Below are 19,013 nucleotides of genomic sequence, written 5' to 3' on the forward strand. Positions count from 1 at the left end.
ACGGAGATTATGATGAAGCTTTACTATGCACATGGCTCCTGCGGCCTCTCGCCGCAGATTCTGCTTCGCGAGGCGGAGCTGGCCTTCGATCTCGTCGAGGTCGACTTCGCCACCAAGACGACCCCAGAGGGCGACTATCTCAAGGTGACACCCAAGGGCTTCGTCCCGGCGCTGCAGCTGGACGATGGCGACGTGATCACCGAAGGCGCGGTGCTCCTGCAGTGGATCGCCGACCAGGTGCCCGAGCGCGGCCTGCTGCCGGCGTTCGGCACCCGCGAGCGCTACCGCGCGCTGGAATGGCTCAACGTCGTCGCGACAGATCTCCACAAGGGCATGGCGACGATGTTCTCGCCTTCCATCGATGATGCGTCGAAGGCGCGCTTCGCCGACGGGTTCCTGCGCGGCCGCTTCAAGGTCATCGAGGACCACCTGTCCCGGAACGACTATCTTCTGGGCGCCGCGTTCTCGGCTCCCGATGCCTACCTCTACAACGTGCTGTGCTGGCCACCGCGCGTCGGCATCGACCTGTCAGAATACACCGCGATCGAGCGGTTCATGCAGCGCATGGAGCAGCAGCCCAGCGTTCTGGCCGCTCGCGCAGCCGAGGACACGCCGCCGCGGTGATCCGCATCCCGGTCGCGCCTCCGACCCAGCGGTCGCGACCACCCCACCCTCAACAATCACTTTTCGCCCCCGGCACTTCGGCCGACAGCACCAAGGAAGATGACAATGGACTGGAATGAAAACCGCACCCACCTTCTTGCAAACGTGGGCAAACTGGCAACCCTGACGCCCGACACGGTGAAGGGTTACATGACGGCTTCCAGCGCCGGCGCGAAGACCGCGCTCCTGGACGAGAAGACCCGCCAGTTGATCTCGCTCGCGGTTGCCGTCACCACACGTTGCGACGGCTGCATCTCGATCCACACCAACGAGGCCGCGAAGGCCGGCGCGACGCGCGAAGAGGTGGCCGAAGCGCTCGGCGTGGCGGTCGCCATGAATGCGAGTGCCGCGCTCGTCTATTCAAGCCGCACGCTCGAGGCTTTTGACGCCGCGCCCGGCGCCTGAGCCGGCCAGCGGGATGCTCGGCGGCGAGGGCGGCTTTTGCGCCCTCCCGTCGCGGCAGGCACCGACGCTCTGGAAGATTGGATCGACAGATGTCTGAACAGTTCGACTTCGACCTCTTCACGATTGGCGCCGGCTCCGGCGGCGTCGCCGGCTCGCGCCGAGCCGCCAGCTATGGCGCGCGCGTCGGCATTGCCGAGGACAGCCGCGTGGGCGGAACCTGCGTTATCCGGGGATGCGTCCCCAAGAAGTTGCTCGTCTACGGCGCGCACGTCGCCGAGGAGATCGAGGAGGCCGCCGGCTTTGGCTGGACTATCAAGGATGCGACGTTTTCCTGGCCGAGCCTGATCGCGGCAAAGGACCGGGAGATCAATCGTCTCAACCGCATCTACCTCGGCATGCTCGAGAGCGCCGGTGTCGAGCTCGTCGAAGGACGCGGCCGGATCATCGCGCCCCACACCGTGCAGATCGACGACCGGATTGTGACGGCAAGAAATATCCTTGTGGCCACGGGCAGTCGCGCCGTTCTGCCGCCGGTTCCCGGTATCGAGTACGCAATCACCTCGAATGAGGCCCTTGATCTCCCAGCGCTTCCAAAGCGGATCGTCATCGTGGGCGGCGGCTACATCGGCGTCGAGTTCGCCGGCATCTTCAGTGGTCTCGGGAGCGAGGTGACAATCATCACCCGCGGCGATGGCCTGCTGAGGGGCTTCGATCCCGACGTCCGCGAACACTTGACAGGCGAATATGTCCAGTCCGGAATGAAGGTCTTCTCCGGTGCCGAGGTCGGCAGGATCGAGAAGGTCGGTGCTGGCGTCCGGGTACATCTCCAGAACTCTGCGACGGTGCTCGAAGCGGATGAAATCCTCTATGCGGTGGGCCGAGTCCCGAACACCGACGGGCTTGGGCTGGCCGAGGTCGGCGTCCGGCTTGGTGCCCGCAATGCCATCACCGTGGACGAATGGTCGCAGACCAACGTTGCGGGCATCTACGCCGTCGGCGACGCGACGAACCGGAACAACCTCACGCCGGTCGCGATCGCCGAAGCGCGCGCCTTCGCGGAAACGGTGTTCAACGACAATCCCACGCAGTTCGATGGATCGCGTGCTCCCACCGCGGTCTTCAGCACGCCGCCCGTCGCAATGGTCGGATTGACCGAACCGCAGGCCGTGGAGCAGCGCCATGTGATCGATGTCTATCTCAGCCGGTTCCGCCCGCTGAAGCACGCCCTCAGCGGCAGCCAGCGGTGCATCGCGATGAAGCTGGTCGTCGACCGCGCCAGCGACGTTGTGCTGGGCGCCCACATGGTCGGCGCCGATGCGGCCGAGATCATTCAGGGCATCGCAATCGCGATTGAGGCCGGTGCCACCAAGCGGCAGTTTGATCGGACCGTCGGGATTCACCCGAGTTCGGCCGAGGAGTTTGTCACGATGCGTGAGCGGGCAGTGCCGGTCCGCGTCGAGGATGAGCGGGCGAACGTGGCGGCGCCGTCAATGCCCGGATCGTCCGTTGTAGCCGCATAGGAAGCAGGAAAGTATTCGATGATGATGTCTTCCTTCTTCCCATTCCCGCTCGATAGCTTCGTGAAGTGGGCTGAGCCGCCTGACGAGCCTGCGGCGAATGGGTTCGACGCCAGCCAGTTCACCGCTACCGAACTTCGGGTCATCGATCTGGCCCAACGTGAGGATACTACCCGCTACGCTTCCTCGCGTGGCTGGTTCGGTTGGGATGCCGACCAGTTGCGAGGCAGCCGGAGGTATAGCCCCCTTCCTGACCCGAGGCTGGAATCCCTCCGCGTCTTCTCGTCGCTCGCACGCCACCGTTGCGACTGCGTCGAAGAAGGCGACGTGACGCGCCTCATCGATATGGGCTTCTCGCGAGACCAGGTCCACGCTCTACTGAACCATCTGCAGGGCCTATGCAGCAATGCCCACTCGGGTGCGATTCCCTGTCGAAAGGCGGTCGGTTACTGCGGCCCCGAACTCGGTTGAGGCAAGCGCGCCATGCCTGTTCTTTCGCCCTTTCTGGCCTTTGCAGTCACGATCGCCGCGGGCGCGAGCGCGACGATGCAGCAGGTCGTCAACGCGAGGTTGCGGGGCGAGATCGGTTCGCCGTGGTGGGCTGGCTTCATCAGCTACTTTGTTGGCATGGTCGCGATGCTGTTCGTGGCCCTTGCCGTCGAGGGCCTAAAGTCACCGGCCTCAGTCTTTGGACGTATCAATGGCTTTTCGTGGACAGGGGGCATGTTTGGGGCGATCTTCGTTTCTACTGCGGTACTCATGGTGCCACGCCTTGGTCTGCCCCGACCGTGGGCCTGATCGTAGTGGGACAGCTCCTGCTGGCCGTCACTCTCGATCATTTCGGCATCCTGGGCATGTCGCGGCATCCCTTTGATCTGACGCGCCTCACCGGCGTGACGCTGTTGCTGTCCGGTGTCGTCCTCATCGGACGCTGAACCTCACATGCTCATGAGACCATTATGACGTTCGATTGGGAAGGCGAGACCATCCATTATTCGTCGCAGGGCGACGGGCCTGCAGTCGTGTTCCTGCACGGTTTAGGCGGCAATTCCGAGAACTGGATCCTTCAGCGACGCCAACTCGTGGGTGCAAGCTCGGGGAGGAATAAGAAAAGGCCCCGGCGTTTCCGCCGGGGCCCTTCTGTATTCGTTGGCTCAGCCGGTAAGGCTCAGTCGACGATAGCAACCATGTGCGGAAGCTTGGCGATGGCACCGCGCACTTCGGCGGTGTCTTCCAGTTCCACGACGCGGTGCATCTTGCCGAGGCCAAGACCGATGAGGATCTTCTTCTGGCTCTCGGGGCGACGGATCGGCGAACCGATCTGCTTGATCTTGATCTTCGCCATGATGCTTACTCCACGATGGCTTCGGCGGCGGCCTCGGCCTCCACCTCGGAAGCGCCACCGCGACCAAGCAGGTCAGCGACCTTCTTGCCACGACGCTGGGCAACCGACTTCGGCGAAGTCTGGTCGGTCAGCGCGTCGAAGGTGGCGCGGATCATGTTGTACGGGTTCGAGGTGCCCACCGACTTGGTGACGACGTCAGCGACGCCCAGGCTCTCGAACACGGCGCGCATCGGACCACCGGCGATGATGCCCGTACCGGCCGGAGCCGTGCGGACGTTCACCTTGCCAGCGCCGAAGTGGCCCTTGCCGTCGTGATGGAGGGTACGACCCTCCTTCAGAGCGACGCGGATCATCTTCTTCTTGGCCGAGGCAGTCGCCTTGGTGATCGCTTCGGGGACTTCGCGGGCCTTCGAGTGACCGAAGCCCACGCGACCCTTGCCGTCACCGACGACGACCAGAGCTGCGAAGCCGAAGCGCTTGCCGCCCTTCACGGTCTTCGAAACGCGGTTGATGTGGACGAGCTTCTCGATGAGCTCCTCGCCCTGTTCTTCCTCGTTGCGCGGACCGCCACGACGGTCGTCACGACGGCCACGGCCACCGCGATCGCCGCCACGGTCGTTGCCGCCACGGCCACGGCCGCCACGACCACGTCCACCTTCGCGGCCACCCTCGAAGGGAGCGCCGCCCTGGGGGGCTTCAGCCGCAACCGGCTGCTGGTTGTTGTTTTCGTCGGCCATGATCAGAACTCCAGCCCGCCTTCACGGGCGGCTTCGGCCAGCGCCTTGACGCGACCGTGGTACAGGAAGCCACCGCGGTCGAACACGACCGAGGTAACGCCCGCCTTCTTGGCGGCCTCGGCGAGTTCCTTGCCAACGCGGGTCGCGGCGTCGAGGTCGGTGCCCTTGGCGCCCAGCGTGTTGGCTGCAGCGACGGTGTGGCCCTGCGCATCGTCGATGATCTGCGCATAGATGTGACGGCCGGTGCGATGCACCGACAGACGGGGACGACCACCCGAACGGGCCTTGAGCGCGGTGCGAACGCGGCGCGCGCGGCGATCGAAGAGAGACAGCTTTGCCATTACTTCTTCTTCCCTTCCTTGCGGAAGATGTACTCGCCACGATAGGCGATACCCTTGCCCTTGTAGGGCTCGGGCTTGCGCCAGCGGCGAATCTCGGCCGCAAGCTGGCCGACCTTCTGCTTGTCGATGCCGGAGATTTCGACCGTGGTGTTATCCGGGGTCTTGACCTCGATGCCTTCCGGCACGGCGATGTCCACGTCGTGCGAATAGCCGAGCTGCAGCTTCAGGGTCTTGCCCTGAGAGTTGGCACGGTAGCCGACGCCCTTGATGTCGAGGATCTTGGTGAAGCCGTTCGTGACGCCTTCGATCAGATTCGACACCAGGGTGCGCTGGAGGCCCCAGTGGCTGCGCGACTGCTTCGACTGCCCGACGGGCTGCACGGCGATCGAACCATCTTCCACCGCGTAGGTGACCTGGTCCGACAGGCTCAGGGTCAGGGTGCCCTTGGGGCCCTTCACCGAGAGAACGCCGTTGTCGATGTTGGCGGTGACGCCGCTAGGAACGGTCACCGGCTTCTTACCGATGCGGCTCATTAGAACACCTCCGCCAGCACTTCGCCGCCGACGTTCTGCGCGCGGGCTTCGGCATCCGAAAGCACGCCGCGGGGCGTCGAGACGATGGTGATGCCAAGGCCGTTGCGCACAACCGGGAGTTCCTTCGAACCCGAGTAGACGCGGCGGCCGGGCTTGGAGACACGAGCGATGTGCTTGATGGCGGCTTCGCCCTCGAAGTACTTCAGCTCGATGCGCAGCTGCGGGTGGGCGCCGGTGGCGTCGTCGGAGAAGCCACGGATGTAGCCTTCACGCTGGAGGACTTCCAGGACGCGCGCACGCAGCTTCGAGGCCGGCGACAGGACGGAGTCCTTCTTCGCCTGCTGGCCGTTGCGGATGCGGGTGAGCATATCACCCAGGGGATCGGTCAATGCCATTGCTTCTAACCCTTACCAGCTCGACTTGGTCACGCCGGGGATCATGCCCTTGTTGGCAAGATCACGCAGCTCGACGCGGCACAGGCCGAACTTGCGGTAATAACCGCGCGGACGGCCGGTCGTGGCGCAGCGGTTGCGAACCCGGGTCGGGTTGCCGTTGCGCGGAATCTCGGCCAGCTTCAGGCGAGCAATGAGACGCTCGGTTTCATCGAGCGATTCATCGTCAGCGACCGCCTTGAGGCGCTCGTACTTGCCTGCATACTTCTTGACGAGCTTCTTGCGACGCTCGTTCTTGTTCACGGAACTCAGTTTCGCCATGGACTTAAGCTCTCTTCCTCAGCGGCTCACGCCGCTTCCTTCTGTTCCGACTCTTCAGCCGGGAACGGGAAACCGAACAGACGCAGCAGCTCGCGCGCTTCGTCGTCGGTCTTCGCGGTGGTGGTCACGATGATGTCCATGCCGCGAACCTTGTCGATCTTGTCGTAGCTGATCTCCGGGAAGATGATCTGCTCCTTCAGGCCCATGGCGTAGTTGCCACGGCCGTCGAACGACTTGGGGTTCAGGCCACGGAAGTCGCGGATGCGGGGCATCGCGATCGTGACGAGACGATCGAGGAACTCGTACATGCGCTCGCGGCGGAGCGTCACCTTGCAGCCGATCGGCATGCCTTCACGCAGCTTGAACTGCGCGATCGACTTGCGGGCCTTGGTGATGACGGGCTTCTGACCGGCGATGGCTTCCATCTCGGCAGCGGCGGTCTGGACCTTCTTCTTGTCCTGGCTCGCCTCGCCGACGCCCATGTTGAGCGTGATCTTCTCGATCTTCGGGATTTCCATCACGTTCTTGTAACCGAACTTCTCGGTCATCGCCTTCGCGATTTCAGCGTCGAACTTGGTACGCAGACGCGGAGTGTACTGCTCAGCCATCGATGGTCTCCCCGGACTTCACGGCCACGCGGACCTTGACGCCGTCCTTGGTTTCGAAGCGAACGCGGGTCGGCTTGCCGTCCTTGTCCGCGATCGCGATCTTGCTGATCGCCATCGGCGCCGGAACGCGGTCGATGCCGCCCTGCGGGTTCGCCTGGGTCGGCTTGCGGTGCTTGGTCGCGACGTTCACGCCCTCGACGACGACCTTGCCGTCCTTCGGGAGAACCTGGAGCACGGTGCCGGTGCGGCCCTTGTCCTTGCCGGACAGGACGACGACGGCATCACCCTTCTTGATCTTAGCGGCGGCCATTACAGCACCTCCGGCGCGAGCGAGATGATCTTCATGAAGCCGCGGCCGCGCAGTTCGCGCACCACGGGGCCGAAGATACGGGTGCCGATCGGCTCCTCGTTCTTGTTGATCAGCACGGCAGCGTTGCTGTCGAAGCGGATCACGCTGCCGTCCGTGCGGCGCACGTCCTTGCGGGTGCGCACGATCACGGCACGGTGAACGTCGCCCTTCTTGACGCGAGCGCGGGGCTGCGCCTCCTTGATCGACACCACGATGATGTCGCCGACGCCGGCGAAACGACGCTTGGAGCCACCCAGTACCTTGATGCACTGGACGCGCTTCGCGCCGCTGTTGTCCGCCACGTCGAGATTGGATTGCATCTGGATCATCGATCCGAGTCCTTCTCATCTGGCTTGCCGGAACCAGTCCGGCAGTTCCTAAAAAGACAGGCCCCCGAAGAGGCCCGAGTCGCCCTGCGCGGGCGAAGGCGGCCCTTTGCCGCATTCACCCGCGAAGGTCAACACTTGTGTCAGGTAAGGCCAAAGCCGGGAACCGCAGTCCCCGGCTTCGATCTCAGTCGAGGATCAAACCTCGGCTTCGAGCGCCGTACCCTTGCTCGCCTGAAGACGATCAAGAACCTTCCAGGTCTTGGTCTTCGAGTACGGAGCCGTCTCCTCGATCCGGACCTTCTCGCCGGTCTTGAAGGCGTTGTCCTCGTCGTGGGCGTGGTACTTCTTCGAGCGGCGGATGATCTTCCCGTAGAGGGGGTGCTTCACCTTGCGCTCGACGAGCACGGTCACGGTCTTGTCCGTCTTGTCGGAGACGACGGTCCCGCTAAGAATACGCTTGGGCATCGTGTTTCTCCTTACGCCTTCGCCGCGGCGGAACGCTCAGCCTGGAGCGTCTTGATGCGGGCGATGTCGCGACGGACTTCCTTGATGCGTGCCGGGGCCTCGAGCTGGCTCGTGGCGGCCTGGAAACGCAGGTTGAACTGCTCGCGCTTGAGATCGACGAGGTCAGCGGTCAGCTGGTCGTCGGTCTTGGCGCGAAGATCTTCGGTCTTGGCCATTATTCGCCTCCCAGGTGGGTAGTGTCACCCAGGCGGGCGACGACCTTGGTCTTGATCGGCAGCTTCATCGCAGCGCGGCTGAAAGCCTCTGCGGCGAGCGGACCGGCAACACCGTCGACTTCGAACAGGATACGGCCGGGCTTGACGCGGGCCGCCCAGTATTCGACCGAACCCTTGCCCTTACCCTGACGGACTTCGGCAGGCTTCTTCGAAACCGGCACGTCCGGGAAGACGCGGATCCAGAGACGACCCTGGCGCTTGAGGTGACGGGTGATCGCGCGGCGGGCCGCTTCGATCTGGCGGGCGGTGATCCGCTCCGGCTCCATGGCCTTGAGGCCGTAGGAACCGAAGTTCAGATCGGTGCCACCCTTGGCGTCGCCCTTGATCCGGCCCTTGAAGGCCTTGCGGAACTTGGTCTTTTTAGGTTGCAGCATGGTGCTTCTCTAATCCTGGGATCAGCGGGCCGGACGGACGCCGGAAGTCTGTGCTTCCATCATCAGTCGGTCCTGCGCCGTCGGGTCGTGGCCCAGGATCTCACCCTTGAAGACCCAGACCTTGATGCCGATGATGCCATAGGCGGTCAGCGCCTCGGCGTCGGCATAGTCGATGTTCGCACGCAGCGTGTGAAGCGGCACGCGACCTTCGCGATACTGCTCGACGCGGGCGATTTCCGCACCGCCGAGACGGCCGCCGCACATGATCTTGATGCCTTCGGCACCCAGACGCATGGCCGACTGCATCGCGCGCTTCATCGCACGGCGGAACGCCACGCGACGGATCAGCTGGTCCGCGATGCCCTGGGCGATCAGCTTCGCGTCGACTTCCGGCTTGCGGATTTCGACGATGTTCAGCTTCACTTCGCTCGAGGTCATCGTGGCGAGCTGCTTGCGCAGCTTCTCGATGTCCGCGCCCTTCTTGCCGATGATGACACCGGGACGGGCAGCGAAGATCGAGATGCGGCACAGCTTGGCCGGACGCTCGATCACCACCTTCGAGATCGCAGCCTGCGGCAGGGTCTCGATGATGAACTTGCGGATCTTGAGGTCTTCCTCAAGCAGCTTGCCGTAGTCCCGGCCTTCCGCGAACCAGCGGCTGTCCCAGGTACGGTTGATCTGCAGACGCAGACCGATCGGATTGCTCTTATGACCCATGGATCAGGCCTCCTCGACTTCGCGAACGACGATCCGCAGGCGCGAAAACGGCTTGAGGATGCGGGTGGACTTGCCGCGGCCACGAGCGTGGAAACGCTTCATGGTGACGGACTTGCCGACCGACGCCTCGGCGACGACGAGAGCGTCGACGTCGAGGTTGTGGTTGTTCTCCGCGTTGGCGATCGCCGAGGCGAGAACCTTGCGGGCGTCCACCGCCATGGCCTTCTTGGAGAAGGCCAGGACGTTCATCGCGTCTTCGGCGCGCATGCCGCGGATGAGGGCAGCGACCAGGTTGAGCTTCTGGGCCGAACCACGAATGTTCGTGTTGACCGCAAGAGCTTCCTTGTCACCTACGCGACGGGGTGCTGCTGGCTTGCTCACTTGCGCTTGCCCTTCTTGTCGGCGGCGTGGCCGGGGAACGAGCGGGTGGGAGCGAACTCACCCAGCTTGTGACCGACCATGTCCTCGTTGACCGCAACGGGAATGAACTTGTGCCCGTTGTAGACCTGGAAGGTCAGACCAACGAACTGCGGGAGAATGGTGGAGCGACGCGACCAGGTCTTGATCGGACCAGCGCGGCTGCCGGCATCCTGCGCGACTTCGGCCTTCTTGAGAAGGTAGAGGTCGACGAAGGGGCCTTTCCAGACGGAACGTGCCATCGTGACTTACCTCTTCTTCTTGGCGTGACGCGAACGGATGATGAGCTTGTCCGTCTGCTTGTTGTTGCGGGTGCGCGCACCCTTGGTCGGCTTGCCCCAGGGCGTAACCGGGTGACGACCACCCGAGGTACGGCCTTCACCACCACCGTGCGGGTGGTCGACCGGGTTCTTGGCGACACCGCGGGTAAGCGGACGACGGCCCAGCCAGCGACCGCGACCGGCCTTGGCGAGGGTCTGGTTCGAGTTGTCGGGGTTCGAGACCGCGCCAACCGTGCCCATGCAATCGCCGCGCAGGTAGCGCTGCTCGCCCGAGTTCAGGCGGACGATGACCATGCCGCGGTCACGACCGACGACCTGGACGTAGGTGCCTGCCGAACGTGCGATCTGGCCGCCCTTCTCGGGCTTCATCTCGACGTTGTGGCAGATCGTGCCGACCGGCATCTGCGACAGAAGCATGGCGTTGCCCGGCTTCACGTCGGTCTTCTCGCCGGCGACGATCACGTCACCGACTGCGAGACGCTGCGGCGCGATGATGTAGGTCTGTTCGCCGTCCGTGTACTTCACCAGCGCGATGAACGCGGTGCGGTTGGGATCGTATTCGATCCGCTCGACGGTGGCTTCCATGTCCCACTTGCGACGCTTGAAGTCGATGAAGCGGTACTTCTGCTTGTGGCCGCCAGCGATGCCGCGCGAGGTCACGTGACCCTTGTTGTTGCGGCCGCCGGTCTTGCTCTTGCCTTCGGTCAGCGCCTTGAGGGGCTTGCCCTTCCAGAGCGACGACTTGTCGACGAGGACCAGGCCGCGGCGAGCGGGGCTGGTCGGGTTGTAGTTCTTGAGTGCCATCGGAAATTAACCCCGCGCGCCTTCGGTGATGTCAATCGACTGGCCTTCGGCCAGCGTGACGATCGCCTTCTTCACGTCGCTGCGACGGTAAGCCTTACCGCGCCAGCGCTTGGTCTTGCCCTTGACGACGAGCGTGTTCACGCCGGTCACCTTGACATCGAAGAGCGCCTCGACGGCGGCCTTGATCTCGGGCTTGCTCGCCTTGTCGGCAACCTTGAAGACGACCGCGTTCTGCTCGGAAAGCAGGGTCGACTTCTCGGTGATGTGCGGAGCAAGGATGACGTCGTAGTGACGGATGTCGATGGTCTTAGCCATTGAAACGCGCCTCCAGCTTTTCGACAGCGGCGCGCGTCAGCACCAGCGTATCATGCTTCAGGATGTCGTAGACGTTCGCGCCGACAGCCGGGAGAACGTTCACGCCGACGATGTTGCGGGCAGCCAGGGCGAAGCCCTCGTTGACCTGCTCACCGTCCATGACGAGAACCTTCTTGCCGAAGTTCGCCTTGGCGAGCTGGCCGGCGAGACCCTTGGTCTTGGCGTCTGCGATGTCGAGGGAGTCGACGATCACGAGGCCGTTCTGAGCCTTGGCCGAGAGGGCCATCTTCAGACCGAGCGCACGGATCTTCTTGTTCAGCGAGATGTTGAACACGCGGCGACGGGCACCGTGAGCCTTACCACCGCCGATGAACACCGGAGCAGCGCGGTCGCCGTGACGAGCGGTACCACCACCCTTCTGGTTGCCGAACTTCTTGCCGGTGCGTGCGACTTCCGAACGCTCGCGGGTCGCGCGGGCGATGCCGCGACGGTTCTCGAGCTGCCAGGTGACGACGCGGTGCAGGATGTCCGCGCGCGGCTCGAGGCCGAACACGTCGTCCGAAAGCTCGATGTCGCCGTTACCGGTCGAGCCGTCGATGTTGAGGACCTGAACCTTCATGATTAGCCCTCCTGGCCTTCGGTCGCTTCGGGAGCCGCGGTTTCAGCGGGCGTCTCGGCAGCGGCCGTGTCGTTGGTGTTGGCCACCGACTTGATGCCGGCGGGGTACGGAGCCTCGGCGTGGCGGTCGACCTTGACGGCGTCCGCAACGGTGAGCCACGAGTTCTTCGCGCCCGGGACCGAGCCCTTGACGAAGATCAGGCCACGCTCGTCGTCCACGCGGACGATCTCGAGGTTCTGCTGGGTGCGCTGACGGTCGCCCATGTGGCCGGCCATCTTCTTGTTCTTGAACACCTTGCCCGGATCCTGACGGTTACCCGTCGAACCGTGCGCACGGTGCGAGATCGACACACCGTGGGTGGCGCGCATACCGCCGAAGCCCCAGCGCTTCATGGCGCCCTGGAAGCCCTTGCCCTGGGTGTGGCCGCCCACGTCGACGAGCTGGCCCGGGACGAAGTGCGAAGCCGCAATCGTCGCGCCAACCTCGAGGAGGGCGTCGTCGGCGACGCGGAATTCCGCGACGCGCATCTTGAGGGGAACCTGAGCCTTAGCGAAGTGCTCACGCTGCGGCTTGGCAACGTTCTTCTGCTTGGCTTCGCCCGCACCGAGCTGAACGGCGACGTAGCCGTCACGCTCTTCGGTACGGACAGAGACGACCTGGCAATCCTCCAGCGCCAGGACGGTGACGGGCACGTGGCGACCGTCCTCCTGGAACAGGCGGGTCATCCCGACTTTCTTTGCGATCACGCCGGTACGCATGACCTTACTCCTTACAGAGGCGTACGCAGGACCATCCCCCGCACGCATGTCCAACCCTGTGTGTGATACGAACCCCGTCCGGGTCAGGTGTTCCCTGGCGATCCCGAAGGACCGGCGGAAACGAGACGGGGGACGCATTCCCGAACGAAACCCGAAGACGTCGCCGGAGGTATCCCTTGTGTCCCTTCGGGCTTTTTCCCTCGGGGCGCTGTCTCTGCAGGTTTCTCCCTGCAAAGCCGGCTTGCGAAAGCCGACAAGATAATCCTCGATCTAGTTTAGGTCCGATCGGAAAGGACCATCGGGGCGACCTTTTCAGATCACCCCATTAAACCGGCTTCAGGCCAGCTTGATCTCGACGTTCACGCCAGCAGCGAGGTCCAGCTTCATCAGAGCGTCGACGGTAGCTGCGTTCGGCTGCACGATATCAAGCAGACGCTTGTAGGTGCGGACTTCGAACTGCTCACGCGACTTCTTGTCTATGTGCGGACCACGGTTGACCGTGAACTTCTCGATCTTGGTCGGCAGCGGAATGGGGCCACGAATCAGAGCGCCGGTGCGGCGGGCCGTGTCAGCGATTTCGCCAGTAGCCTGGTCGAGCACGCGATGGTCAAACGCCTTCAGGCGGATACGGATGTTCTGAGCTTCCATTACCTACTACCGATGAGAAAGAGCCAAAGGACCGAAGTCCCGTCAAATTCGAACCGGGCCCCTACACGCGAAGTACGAGTCGGGCAAGCCCTGATTTCATGTGGAACGGCAGGTTTTCGGCAGCAGGAGCGCGGTTCGTCGCATCGCCCCTTCCCTGCACCAGATCGGCGACCTACCTTGGCACTGCGACGCCTAACAGAAGCCGCTGCCAATGCCCTCCACGATCACGACAATTTCAGGCGCGCTTGCCGCGCTGACTATCGCATGCCTTGCGTCCGGACCTGCCGCCGCGGCAGGTTCCGCCTACGGCCCGACCGGAAGCGAAATTCCCATCGATCTGGACGACACGGACGTCCTTACCGCCCACGTCGGCATGCCCGACCCCAAAGGCGGCCCGGTGGACGATGCCTGCCGCGACGCCGCCCGCGCCAGTAACGGAGGCGATGACGGCACCATCGTCGTCTGCTCCCACGGCGGCGACGGCTCCAGCCAGCGGGTTCCCGCCTCGAAGTCGGTAGAAGAAAGCACGCGCACCGGCGCACTGCATCCACCCGACCTGTGGAACCTGCCGGGCTGCCTCGGCCCCTGCATCACCATACCGTTCGGCAAAGTCCCGCCGCCGGTCTATTACATCGATCTCAAGTCCATCCCCGAGGCACCAAAGGGCTCGGATGCATGGAAGATCGCGCAGGGCGAATTGCGGCAGCCCTGAAGCCCGCAATTCCCATACTTCGCTCCGCTCTGGCTGAGCTTACAGAGGCATGGGAGATGCAACGCCACTCCGCCGCCGGCTCAGTCTGAGCGCATGGCGAAGGCAATTTCAATGCCCGCCATAAAAGCGAAAAGCCCGGCGTTCCTTTCGGAACGCCGGGCCAATCACTTTCAGCCGTTGTTGGCCGATCGACGAATTACTTCGTGATCGAGGCAACGACGCCCGAACCGACGGTGCGGCCGCCTTCGCGGATTGCGAAGCGCAGACCTTCGTCCATGGCGATCGGGGCGATCAGCTTGACCGACAGCGAGACGTTGTCGCCCGGCATGACCATCTCGGTGCCCTCGGGGAGGATCACTTCGCCGGTCACGTCGGTGGTGCGGAAGTAGAACTGCGGACGGTAGTTCGCGAAGAACGGGGTGTGACGGCCGCCTTCTTCCTTCGACAGAACGTAGACCTCGGCCGAGAACTCGGTGTGCGGGGTCACGGTGCCGGGCTTCGCCAGAACCTGGCCACGCTCGACGTCTTCACGCTTCAGGCCACGAACCAGCGCGCCGATGTTGTCGCCGGCTTCACCCTGATCGAGCAGCTTGCGGAACATTTCGACGCCGGTGACGGTGGTCTTCTGGGTGTTGCGGATGCCGACGACTTCGACTTCCTCGCCAACCTTGACGATGCCGGTCTCGACGCGGCCGGTGACGACCGTACCACGACCCGAGATCGAGAACACGTCTTCGACGGGCATCAGGAACGCCTTGTCGGTGGGACGCGGCGGCTGCGGGATGAAGTCGTCAACGGCCTTCATCAGCTCAAGGATGGATTCCTTGCCGATGTTGTCGTCGCGACCTTCGAGAGCGGCCAGAGCCGAACCCTTGACGACGGGGATGTTGTCGCCGTCGAAGTCGTAGGACGAGAGCAGTTCACGAACTTCGAGTTCGACGAGCTCCAGGAGCTCCTCGTCGTCGACCTGGTCGACCTTGTTCATGTACACGACCAGCTGCGGCACGCCGACCTGGCGAGCGAGCAGGATGTGCTCACGGGTCTGCGGCATCGGGCCGTCAGCAGCGTTCACGACCAGGATCGCGCCGTCCATCTGGGCGGCACCGGTGATCATGTTCTTCACGTAGTCAGCGTGACCCGGGCAGTCGACGTGCGCGTAGTGACGAGCATCGGTCTCGTACTCGACGTGTGCGGTCGAGATGGTGATGCCGCGCTCGCGCTCTTCGGGAGCCTTGTCGATGTTCGCGAAGTCGACGGCGGTACCACCGAACGCTTCAGCCATCACCTTGGTGATCGCGGCGGTCAGCGTGGTCTTGCCGTGATCGACGTGACCGATGGTGCCGATGTTGCAGTGCGGCTTGTTCCGCTCGAATTTTGCCTTGGCCATTTTCAAACCTTCTTTCGTCTTGAATTTGAATCCGCGGGTATCGGAGCGGCTCCCATGGAATCAGGCGCCGCCCCTAAAACCTTTCTTGCCCTCAGGCAAGCTTCTCCTTGACTTCGGCCGCGACGTTCGCCGGGACCTCGTCGTAGTGGGAGAAGATCATCGAATAGTTCGCGCGACCCTGGGTGAAGGAGCGCAGCGAGTTCACGTAACCGAACATGTTGGCGAGCGGGGTGTTCGCCTCCACGACCTGTGCGTTGCCACGGGTGTCGGTGCCCTGGATCTGGCCACGACGCGAGTTCAGGTCGCCGATGACGTCGCCCATGAACTCTTCCGGGGTCACGACTTCGACCTTCATGATCGGTTCGAGCAGCTTGATGCCGGCCTTCTGGGCGACTTCACGCATGGCACCGCGACCGGCGATTTCGAACGCCAGGGCGCTCGAGTCGACGTCGTGGTACGAACCGTCGTAGAGGACGATTTCGAAGTCGATGATCGGGAAGCCGACCAGCGAGCCCGAGGCAGCGGTTTCGCGCATGCCCTTTTCGATCGCGGGGATGTATTCCTTCGGAATGTTACCGCCCTTGATCTCGTCCTTGAAGGTGATGCCCGAACCGCGCTCGCCCGGCGTGACCTTGACCTTCACGCGACCGAACTGACCCGTACCACCCGACTGCTTCTTGTGGGTGTAGTCGACGTCCACCGGCTTGCCGAGGTATTCGCGGTAAGCGACCTGCGGAGCGCCGACGTTCGCCTCGACCTTGAACTCGCGACGCATACGGTCGACGATGATGTCCAGGTGAAGTTCGCCCATGCCCTTGATGATGGTCTGGCCGGACTCGTGGTCGGTCGAAACGCGGAACGAGGGATCCTCGGCCGAGAGACGGTTGAGCGCGATGCCCATCTTCTCCTGGTCGGCCTTGGTCTTGGGTTCGACCGACAGTTCGATGACCGGCTCGGGGAATTCCATGCGTTCGAGAACGATCGGCGCGCGTTCGGCGCAGAGCGTGTCGCCCGTGGTGGTTTCCTTCATGCCGGCAAGAGCAACGATGTCGCCTGCGTAGGCCTCGTCGATGTCCTTACGCTCGTTCGCGTGCATTTCGAGAATGCGGCCGACCTTTTCCTTCTTGCCCTTCACCGAGTTCAGGTACGAACCCTTCGAGAGCGTGCCCGAGTAGATGCGGCAGAAGGTGAGCGAGCCCACGAACGGGTCGTTCATGACCTTGAACGCGAGCGACGAGAACGGAGCCTCGTCCGACGGCGGACGGCTGTCGGGCTCGTCGCTGTCGACCTTGACGCCCTGGACGTCTTCGATGTCGAGCGGCGAAGGCAGGTAGTCGACGACGGCGTCGAGCAGGGGCTGCACGCCCTTGTTCTTGAACGCCGAACCGCAGACGACCGGCACGAACGCGTGGCCCAGCGTACCCTTGCGGATCAGCTTCTTGAGCGTGGCGACGTCGGGCTCGTTGCCTTCGAGGTACGCTTCCATCGCCTCGTCGTCCTGTTCGACGGCGAGTTCGATGAGCTTCATGCGGTATTCGGCGGCTTCGTCAGCGAGGTCGGCCGGGATTTCTTCGTAGAAGAATTCGGCGCCCAGCGATTCGTCCTTCCAGACGATCGCACGGTTGTGGACGAGGTCGACGAGGCCCTTCAGGTCGGCTTCGAGGCCGATCGGAATGTACAGCACGGCCGGCGTCGCACCGAGGCGGTCGATGATCGACTGCACGCAGTACTTGAAGTTCGCGCCGGTGCGGTCGAGCTTGTTGATGAAGCACATGCGGGGCACGCCGTACTTGTCGGCCTGACGCCACACGGTTTCGGACTGCGGTTCGACGCCGGCAACGCCGTCGAAGCAGGCCACCGCGCCGTCGAGCACGCGCAGCGAGCGTTCGACTTCGATGGTGAAGTCGACGTGGCCCGGGGTGTCGATGATGTTGATGCGGTATTCCTGGCCCTCGGAGGTCCAGAAGCAGGTGGTGGCAGCCGAGGTGATGGTGATGCCGCGTTCCTGCTCCTGCTCCATCCAGTCCATGGTGGCGGCGCCGTCGTGGACTTCGCCGATCTTGTAGGACTTGCCGGTGTAGTAGAGGATGCGCTCGGTCGTCGTGGTCTTGCCAGCGTCGATGTGCGCCATGATACCGATGTTACGGTACATATTCAGCGGATGGCTGCGTGCCATGGGAGAATCCTTAGCGAGGGTTTCGGGAGCGAGAGCGGCCTTCAGATAAGACCTTGCCCCCTGAAATAATAGTGTGACGCCCGAATGACCATATCACCCGGGCGCACACCGAGCACATTACCAGCGGTAGTGCGAGAAGGCGCGGTTCGCGTCCGCCATGCGGTGCGTGTCTTCGCGCTTCTTGACCGCGTTGCCGCGGTTGTTCGAGGCATCCAGCAGCTCGCCCGAGAGGCGTGCCGACATGGTGGTCTCGGGGCGGTTGCGCGCGGCGGTGATCAGCCAGCGGATGGCGAGAGCCTGCGCACGCTCGGGACGAACCTCGACGGGAACCTGGTAGGTCGCACCGCCGACGCGACGCGAACGCACTTCGATCTGCGGCGCGACGTTGTTGAGGGCGTCGTGGAACAGCTGGATCGGGTCCGACTTGGCGCGGGTTTCCATGGTTTCCATGGCACCGTAGACGATCGCTTCGGCGACCGACTTCTTGCCGTCGTACATGAGGTTGTTCATGAACTTCGACAGGATGAGATCCCCGAACTTGGGATCAGGCAGGATTTCCCGCTTCTCGGGACGACGACGACGTGACATTTCTTAAACTCCAAATGGTCCGGAGCGTAGCGGAGGTCTTCAGACGTCATCCCGGACCTGATCCGGGACCGCTGGCCTCACTGGGCGCTCGGTAAGTGTTTGTACTTCAAGGCTGCTTCAGGCTGCCAGCGGTCCCGGATCAAGTCCGGGATGACGGGTGCCCCGCCGCGAGCCTTGTGAGTGGCTTACTTCGGACGCTTGGCGCCGTACTTCGAGCGGCTCTGCTTGCGATCCTTGACGCCCTGCGTGTCGAGCACGCCGCGCAGGATGTGGTAGCGAACGCCGGGAAGGTCGCGGACGCGGCCGCCGCGGATGAGCACGACCGAGTGCTCCTGCAGGTTGTGGCCTTCACCCGGGATGTACGAGATGACTTCGCGGCTGTTGGTCAGGCGCACCTTGGCGACCTTGCGAAGTGCCGAGTTCGGCTTCTTCGGGGTCGTGGTGTACACGCGGGTGCAGACGCCGCGCTTCTGCGGGTTCTGCTCCATGGCAGGAACCTTCGACTTGGCCTTCTGCGGCTCGCGGCCCTTGCGGACCAGCTGGTTGATAGTGGGCATCTATACTCTTCTTTCAAATGGGAGTGCGATGGATCGAGGCCGAAACCATCGGCATCGACCCGTCGCACCCCGGAGGTCACCGGGCCGGGAGGGCTTTCGGGAATGTCGGGAAGAGTAGGATGCCGTTCACGGGAGAGCGAGGAAGGAGAAAGCCGTCATCCCAGCGAAGACTGGGACCGCAGGCCGTCAATTCCGCCTCCCCATGAGAGAAGGCCGCACCCGTGAGCCGAAAAACACTCCACCCGGCCGCCGCGAGAGCGCTGCCGGATTACTTTGCCGCCCGTCCGCCGGACCCGCCCTCACCCGATTCGGGCTTGGAAACGAGCACCGCAATCACCGGCCCGCCAAGGTGAAACACCTGAGGAAAGGCCGAGAAACGT

General features: G+C 63.5%; 31 protein-coding genes. 7 read left to right on the forward strand and 24 right to left on the reverse strand.

Annotated elements, in window-relative coordinates; genetic code table 11:
- The first annotated feature begins 9 nt into the window (after positions 1-9).
- The 6 genes from gstA (at position 10) to LO787_RS26090 (ending at position 3,520) form a co-directional block, all read left to right on the forward strand.
- Positions 10-624 carry a glutathione transferase GstA gene (gstA, locus tag LO787_RS09280; RefSeq protein ID WP_232495558.1) on the forward strand — a complete coding sequence of 205 codons (615 nt, stop codon included), beginning with the start codon at positions 10-12 and terminating at the stop codon, positions 622-624.
- 105 nt (positions 625-729) lie between these two features.
- Positions 730-1,068 carry a carboxymuconolactone decarboxylase family protein gene (locus tag LO787_RS09285; protein WP_232495559.1) on the forward strand — a complete coding sequence of 113 codons (339 nt, stop codon included), beginning with the start codon at positions 730-732 and terminating at the stop codon, positions 1,066-1,068.
- An 89-nt stretch (positions 1,069-1,157) separates the two neighbouring features.
- Complete coding sequence (gene gor, locus LO787_RS09290) at positions 1,158-2,588, forward strand: glutathione-disulfide reductase (protein WP_232495560.1); 1,431 nt, start codon at positions 1,158-1,160, stop codon at positions 2,586-2,588.
- 18 nt (positions 2,589-2,606) lie between these two features.
- Positions 2,607-3,056 (forward strand): hypothetical protein, encoded by a 450-nt coding sequence (locus tag LO787_RS09295; RefSeq protein ID WP_232495561.1) that lies wholly within the window; start codon positions 2,607-2,609, stop codon positions 3,054-3,056.
- Positions 3,057-3,068: 12 nt separating this feature from the next.
- Positions 3,069-3,383, forward strand: coding sequence for a DMT family transporter (locus LO787_RS26085; RefSeq protein ID WP_255700858.1), 315 nt, complete (start codon positions 3,069-3,071; stop codon positions 3,381-3,383).
- Positions 3,374-3,520, forward strand: a complete 147-nt coding sequence (locus LO787_RS26090) for a DMT family transporter (protein WP_255700859.1) — start codon at positions 3,374-3,376, stop codon at positions 3,518-3,520. Before LO787_RS26085 ends, LO787_RS26090 begins: the two co-directional genes overlap by 10 nt.
- Positions 3,521-3,753: 233 nt before the next feature.
- On the opposite strand, the gene rpmD is transcribed toward LO787_RS26090, so the two are convergent.
- The 20 genes from rpmD to rpsJ form a co-directional block, all read right to left on the reverse strand.
- Positions 3,754-3,930, reverse strand: coding sequence for a 50S ribosomal protein L30 (gene rpmD, locus LO787_RS09305; protein WP_103099210.1), 177 nt, complete (start codon positions 3,928-3,930; stop codon positions 3,754-3,756).
- Between the two features lie 5 nt (positions 3,931-3,935).
- Positions 3,936-4,667, reverse strand: a complete 732-nt coding sequence (gene rpsE / locus LO787_RS09310; protein ID WP_232495562.1) for a 30S ribosomal protein S5 — start codon at positions 4,665-4,667, stop codon at positions 3,936-3,938.
- Positions 4,668-4,669: 2 nt separating this feature from the next.
- A complete protein-coding gene (rplR, locus tag LO787_RS09315; RefSeq protein WP_008828222.1) occupies positions 4,670-5,008 on the reverse strand; it encodes a 50S ribosomal protein L18 in 339 nt (112 codons plus the stop codon).
- Complete coding sequence (gene rplF, locus LO787_RS09320) at positions 5,008-5,541, reverse strand: 50S ribosomal protein L6 (RefSeq protein WP_232495563.1); 534 nt, start codon at positions 5,539-5,541, stop codon at positions 5,008-5,010. Before rplF ends, rplR begins: the two co-directional genes overlap by 1 nt.
- On the reverse strand, positions 5,541-5,936 hold the full coding sequence (gene rpsH / locus LO787_RS09325) for a 30S ribosomal protein S8 (protein WP_008828224.1): 396 nt from the start codon (positions 5,934-5,936) through the stop codon (positions 5,541-5,543). Before rpsH ends, rplF begins: the two co-directional genes overlap by 1 nt.
- Before the next feature lie 12 nt (positions 5,937-5,948).
- Positions 5,949-6,254 carry a 30S ribosomal protein S14 gene (gene rpsN, locus LO787_RS09330; protein WP_021233433.1) on the reverse strand — a complete coding sequence of 102 codons (306 nt, stop codon included), beginning with the start codon at positions 6,252-6,254 and terminating at the stop codon, positions 5,949-5,951.
- A 26-nt stretch (positions 6,255-6,280) separates the two neighbouring features.
- Positions 6,281-6,862: a 50S ribosomal protein L5 gene (rplE, locus tag LO787_RS09335; RefSeq protein ID WP_232495564.1), complete on the reverse strand. Its 582-nt coding sequence runs from the start codon at positions 6,860-6,862 to the stop codon at positions 6,281-6,283.
- Complete coding sequence (gene rplX / locus LO787_RS09340) at positions 6,855-7,172, reverse strand: 50S ribosomal protein L24 (protein ID WP_232495565.1); 318 nt, start codon at positions 7,170-7,172, stop codon at positions 6,855-6,857. Before rplX ends, rplE begins: the two co-directional genes overlap by 8 nt.
- Entirely contained in the window at positions 7,172-7,540 is a 369-nt protein-coding gene (rplN, locus tag LO787_RS09345; RefSeq protein ID WP_008828228.1) for a 50S ribosomal protein L14, read from the reverse strand. The genes rplX and rplN overlap by 1 nt, the downstream gene beginning before the upstream one ends.
- A 195-nt stretch (positions 7,541-7,735) precedes the next feature.
- Positions 7,736-8,005, reverse strand: a complete 270-nt coding sequence (gene rpsQ / locus LO787_RS09350; protein ID WP_159983220.1) for a 30S ribosomal protein S17 — start codon at positions 8,003-8,005, stop codon at positions 7,736-7,738.
- 11 nt (positions 8,006-8,016) lie between these two features.
- Positions 8,017-8,220: a 50S ribosomal protein L29 gene (rpmC, locus tag LO787_RS09355; protein ID WP_008828230.1), complete on the reverse strand. Its 204-nt coding sequence runs from the start codon at positions 8,218-8,220 to the stop codon at positions 8,017-8,019.
- On the reverse strand, positions 8,220-8,654 hold the full coding sequence (gene rplP, locus LO787_RS09360) for a 50S ribosomal protein L16 (RefSeq protein WP_103099202.1): 435 nt from the start codon (positions 8,652-8,654) through the stop codon (positions 8,220-8,222). The genes rpmC and rplP overlap by 1 nt, the downstream gene beginning before the upstream one ends.
- Before the next feature lie 21 nt (positions 8,655-8,675).
- Positions 8,676-9,371 (reverse strand): 30S ribosomal protein S3, encoded by a 696-nt coding sequence (gene rpsC, locus LO787_RS09365; protein ID WP_232495566.1) that lies wholly within the window; start codon positions 9,369-9,371, stop codon positions 8,676-8,678.
- 3 nt (positions 9,372-9,374) lie between these two features.
- Positions 9,375-9,752, reverse strand: coding sequence for a 50S ribosomal protein L22 (gene rplV / locus LO787_RS09370; protein WP_103099200.1), 378 nt, complete (start codon positions 9,750-9,752; stop codon positions 9,375-9,377).
- Complete coding sequence (gene rpsS / locus LO787_RS09375; RefSeq protein ID WP_008828234.1) at positions 9,749-10,030, reverse strand: 30S ribosomal protein S19; 282 nt, start codon at positions 10,028-10,030, stop codon at positions 9,749-9,751. The genes rplV and rpsS overlap by 4 nt, the downstream gene beginning before the upstream one ends.
- A gap of 6 nt (positions 10,031-10,036) precedes the next feature.
- Complete coding sequence (rplB, locus tag LO787_RS09380; protein WP_103099199.1) at positions 10,037-10,873, reverse strand: 50S ribosomal protein L2; 837 nt, start codon at positions 10,871-10,873, stop codon at positions 10,037-10,039.
- A gap of 6 nt (positions 10,874-10,879) precedes the next feature.
- Positions 10,880-11,188, reverse strand: a complete 309-nt coding sequence (locus LO787_RS09385) for a 50S ribosomal protein L23 (protein WP_232495567.1) — start codon at positions 11,186-11,188, stop codon at positions 10,880-10,882.
- Positions 11,181-11,807 carry a 50S ribosomal protein L4 gene (gene rplD / locus LO787_RS09390; RefSeq protein ID WP_232495568.1) on the reverse strand — a complete coding sequence of 209 codons (627 nt, stop codon included), beginning with the start codon at positions 11,805-11,807 and terminating at the stop codon, positions 11,181-11,183. The genes LO787_RS09385 and rplD overlap by 8 nt, the downstream gene beginning before the upstream one ends.
- Positions 11,808-11,809: 2 nt before the next feature.
- Positions 11,810-12,565 carry a 50S ribosomal protein L3 gene (rplC, locus tag LO787_RS09395; RefSeq protein ID WP_232495569.1) on the reverse strand — a complete coding sequence of 252 codons (756 nt, stop codon included), beginning with the start codon at positions 12,563-12,565 and terminating at the stop codon, positions 11,810-11,812.
- A 336-nt stretch (positions 12,566-12,901) separates the two neighbouring features.
- Complete coding sequence (gene rpsJ, locus LO787_RS09400) at positions 12,902-13,213, reverse strand: 30S ribosomal protein S10 (RefSeq protein ID WP_007011873.1); 312 nt, start codon at positions 13,211-13,213, stop codon at positions 12,902-12,904.
- Between the two features lie 211 nt (positions 13,214-13,424).
- Here rpsJ and LO787_RS09405 point away from each other — a divergent pair, with 211 nt between their 5' ends.
- Positions 13,425-13,925: a hypothetical protein gene (locus LO787_RS09405; RefSeq protein ID WP_232495570.1), complete on the forward strand. Its 501-nt coding sequence runs from the start codon at positions 13,425-13,427 to the stop codon at positions 13,923-13,925.
- A gap of 196 nt (positions 13,926-14,121) precedes the next feature.
- Here LO787_RS09405 and tuf read toward each other — a convergent pair whose 3' ends face one another.
- The 4 genes from tuf to rpsL all read right to left on the reverse strand — a co-directional run bounded on the left by tuf (position 14,122) and on the right by rpsL (position 18,633).
- Complete coding sequence (tuf, locus tag LO787_RS09410) at positions 14,122-15,312, reverse strand: elongation factor Tu (protein ID WP_232495571.1); 1,191 nt, start codon at positions 15,310-15,312, stop codon at positions 14,122-14,124.
- Between the two features lie 91 nt (positions 15,313-15,403).
- Positions 15,404-17,488 (reverse strand): elongation factor G, encoded by a 2,085-nt coding sequence (gene fusA, locus LO787_RS09415; RefSeq protein WP_232495572.1) that lies wholly within the window; start codon positions 17,486-17,488, stop codon positions 15,404-15,406.
- A gap of 117 nt (positions 17,489-17,605) precedes the next feature.
- Complete coding sequence (gene rpsG, locus LO787_RS09420; protein WP_008828242.1) at positions 17,606-18,076, reverse strand: 30S ribosomal protein S7; 471 nt, start codon at positions 18,074-18,076, stop codon at positions 17,606-17,608.
- A gap of 185 nt (positions 18,077-18,261) precedes the next feature.
- On the reverse strand, positions 18,262-18,633 hold the full coding sequence (gene rpsL, locus LO787_RS09425) for a 30S ribosomal protein S12 (protein WP_007011879.1): 372 nt from the start codon (positions 18,631-18,633) through the stop codon (positions 18,262-18,264).
- Positions 18,634-19,013: the final 380 nt, after the last annotated feature.

This window comes from Novosphingobium kaempferiae (assembly GCF_021227995.1).
GTDB classification, from domain to species: Bacteria; Pseudomonadota; Alphaproteobacteria; order Sphingomonadales; family Sphingomonadaceae; genus Novosphingobium; species Novosphingobium kaempferiae.